General features: G+C 67.7%; 1 protein-coding gene. It reads right to left on the bottom strand.

What is annotated here, in order from left to right:
- Positions 1–3,241 (bottom strand): class I SAM-dependent methyltransferase (locus tag A5688_RS23365; RefSeq protein ID WP_120312587.1); only part of this gene is annotated, 3,241 nt, incomplete at both ends.

Genomic DNA, 3,241 nt, shown 5'->3' on the forward strand with positions numbered 1-3,241 from the left:
TACTGGACGACCGAGTTGAGAATGATGGTGTCGAACGAGCCCCGCGGCAGCCCCTCGGTGACGTGGGCGGGTTGGGCCAGGAACTGGACCCGATCCCGCCACGGGATCTGCAGTTGCTCCAACGAGCGGGCCAGGGTGGCCACGGCCACCGGCGACATGTCGGTGCCGACGTAGCGCTCACAGTGCGGGGCGACCTGTGACAACACCAGCCCCGAACCGACGCCGATCTCCAGCACATGTCGCGGCTGCAGCGCCATGATCCGATCGATTGTGGCCGAACGCCACTCCTTCATCTCTTCGAGCGGGATCGGTTCATCGGTGTAGCTGCTGTTCCAGCCTTGGAAATCCATGCCGAACCCCGACACGTCGACCTCGGCGCCGTACAGGTCGTCATACAGGTGTTGCCACTGTTCGACGATTTCGGTGTCGTGATCAGCGCTGCTGGTGTGCTCGAGGCTGATGTACGCGACCAAGTTGACGCCGGTGGTGCCGCGATGCACGGCGGCGGCGGCCCGAGTGACCTGCGGGCAGGCCAACATCGTGTTTTCGATTTCACCCAGTTCGATGCGCTGCCCACGCAGCTTGATCTGAGTGTCGGCGCGGCCCAGGTAGTCCAGCGTGCCGGCCCGGGTCCAGCGCACCAGGTCGCCGGTGCGATACATCCGCTCGCCAGCAGCCCCGTAAGGGTTGGCCACGAATCGTTCGGCGGTCAGTTCCGCGCGGCCCACATAGCCGTTGGCCAACGGTCCGCTCAGATACAGCTCGCTCACCACCCCGACCGGGGCCGGGTTCAGCCGTGCATCCAGCACCAGAGCGCACACTCCCGGGATGGTGGCGCCGATGCTGACCGGCTGTCCCGCCGACAGTTGTGCGTCGGTGGCCCAGATGGTGACCTCGGTGGGGCCGTAGGCGTTGAACATCCGCCGACCCGGCGCCCAGGCTGCCACCACCTCGGCCGGGCAGGCCTCCCCGGCGGTGATCAGCGTCGCCAACCCGTCCAGCCGGGTGCGATCCAGCGTCGACAGCACCGTCGGGGTCAACAGGGCCGCGCTGACCTGACGGTCATGCAGCAACGCGGTCAACGCCTGTCCGGCATACACGTCCGGCGGCGCCACCACCAACGTTGATCCAGACCCCACTGCCCACAACAGCTCAACGATCGACGCGTCGAAGGTCGGCGCGGCCACCATCAACACCCGCGCATCCGCGCCCAACCCGTAGACTTGGCGTTCCGCCGTGGCTACCCCCAGCAGACCCGCGTGGCTGACCGCCACGCCCTTGGGCATACCGGTGGACCCCGACGTGAAGATCACATAAGCGGTGTTGTCCACCCCCAGGGCCGTGGGCCGGTCGGCGTCGGTGATCGCCTCCGCGGACCGCCCGGAAAGGTCCAGCCCGTCGAGGCGCAAAACCGGACGCGACCCGGCTCCGGCCACCGTGTCGGCGCCGTAGGTCAACACACATACCGCGCCGACCGCGTCCAGCACCGTGGCGATGCGTTCGACCGGATGGGCCCGATCGACCGGTACATACACGCCGCCGGCCTTGAGTACCGCCCACCAGGCGACCACCAGCTCCGCGCAGCGATCCGTGGCCACGCCCACCGCGCGCTCGGTACCCACTCCCGTTTCGATCAGTACCCGCGCCAACCGCGTCGACCACGCGTCAAGCTCGCGATACGACACGCTCCGCGTGCCGTCGAGCACCGCCACCGCGTCCGGGTCGGCGGCCACCGCCTCCGCCAGCAATTCCGACACCAGCCCCACTGGGGCCTTTATCCCAGCGCCAGACCACTGCGACAGCACCAGATCGCGCTCGCCGTCGTCCAGCAGCGCGACGTCTCCCACCGGCACCGACGGGTCGGCCACCACGGCCTCGATCACCCGTCCAAACCAGGTGACCAGTCGCTCGATGGTGGCCCGGTCAAACAAATCCGTGGCATAGGTCGCCATGCCCGCGACCATCGGTGCGGCCGGGTCCTCGCCGGGCACCTCCCTGAGGTCGAAATCCAGATCGAACTTGGCGGTTCGGGTGGACACCCCCAGCGGCTCGACGGACACTCCGTCGAGCGCGACATCGGGGCGCACATTGTTCTGAAAGACCATGGCCACCTGGAACAGCGGATGATGCGCCGCGGAGCGCACCGGGTTGAGCTGCTCGACCAGCTGCTCGAACGGCACATCCTGGTTGCTGTAGGCATCCAGCGCCTTTTGCCGTACCTGCGAAAGCACGTCGCTGAACGGCTGCGCAGATTTGACACCGACCCGCAGCACCCAGGAGTTGACGAAGAACCCGACAAGTTCATCGAGCGCCTGATCCAGCCGCCCCGCGACCGGCGCGCCGAGCACCATGTCCTCACCGGCCCCGACCCGGTGCAGCACCACCGCCAACACCGCCTGCATCACCATCGAGGCCGTGGCATTATGCGCCGCCGCCAGCGCCTTGACCCCCGCCCATGTCTGCGGATCAATGCGCACCTCTACGCCATCACCGCGGTAACTGGGCACCGGCGGACGGGGCCGGTCAGCCGGCAGCGACACCACCTCCGGCAGATTCTCCAGCTCCTGCCGCCAGTAGGCCAACTGCCCCGCAATCACACTGTCGGGATCAAACTCCGATCCCAGCCAATCCTGTTGCCACAGCGTGTAATCGACATACTGCACCGGCAATGGCGCCCAGTCCGGCGCCCGGCCCTGCCGCCGCGCGAGATACGCCGCTCCCACGTCGCGGACCATCGGAGCGGCTGACCATCCGTCAAAAGCGATGTGGTGCACCACAATCCCCAGCACGTGCTGCTCCGGCGCCACCGCATAGATCTGTGCGCGGATCGGGATCTCGGTCGACAGATCAAACCGATACCCGGCCAGCGCCACCAGCTCGCCGACCAATTCCTGTTCGGGCACCGAGATGACGGCCGCGCCCCCGCGCCGCCACATCCCCGCCTCGGCCGGCAACACCTGCTGCAACGGCACCCCGTCAACGTCGGGAAATACGGTGCGCAGCGTTTCGTGGCGGGCGATCACATCGTCGAGCGCCGCATCCAGCGCCTGCACATCCAGCGCCCCGCTGATCCGAAACGCGATCGGCATGTTGTAGGTCGCGGCCCCCTCGAACCGGTCCAGGAACCACAACCGGCTCTGCGCATACGACACCGGAACCCTCTCGGGCCGCGGGCCGGCCACCAAAGGCTTACGTCGATGCCCGTCTCCACCGATACGCGGCGCCAGCTGGGCGACCGTGG

Source organism: Mycobacterium mantenii (genome assembly GCF_001667865.1).
Lineage (GTDB): Bacteria > Actinomycetota > Actinomycetes > Mycobacteriales > Mycobacteriaceae > Mycobacterium > Mycobacterium mantenii_A.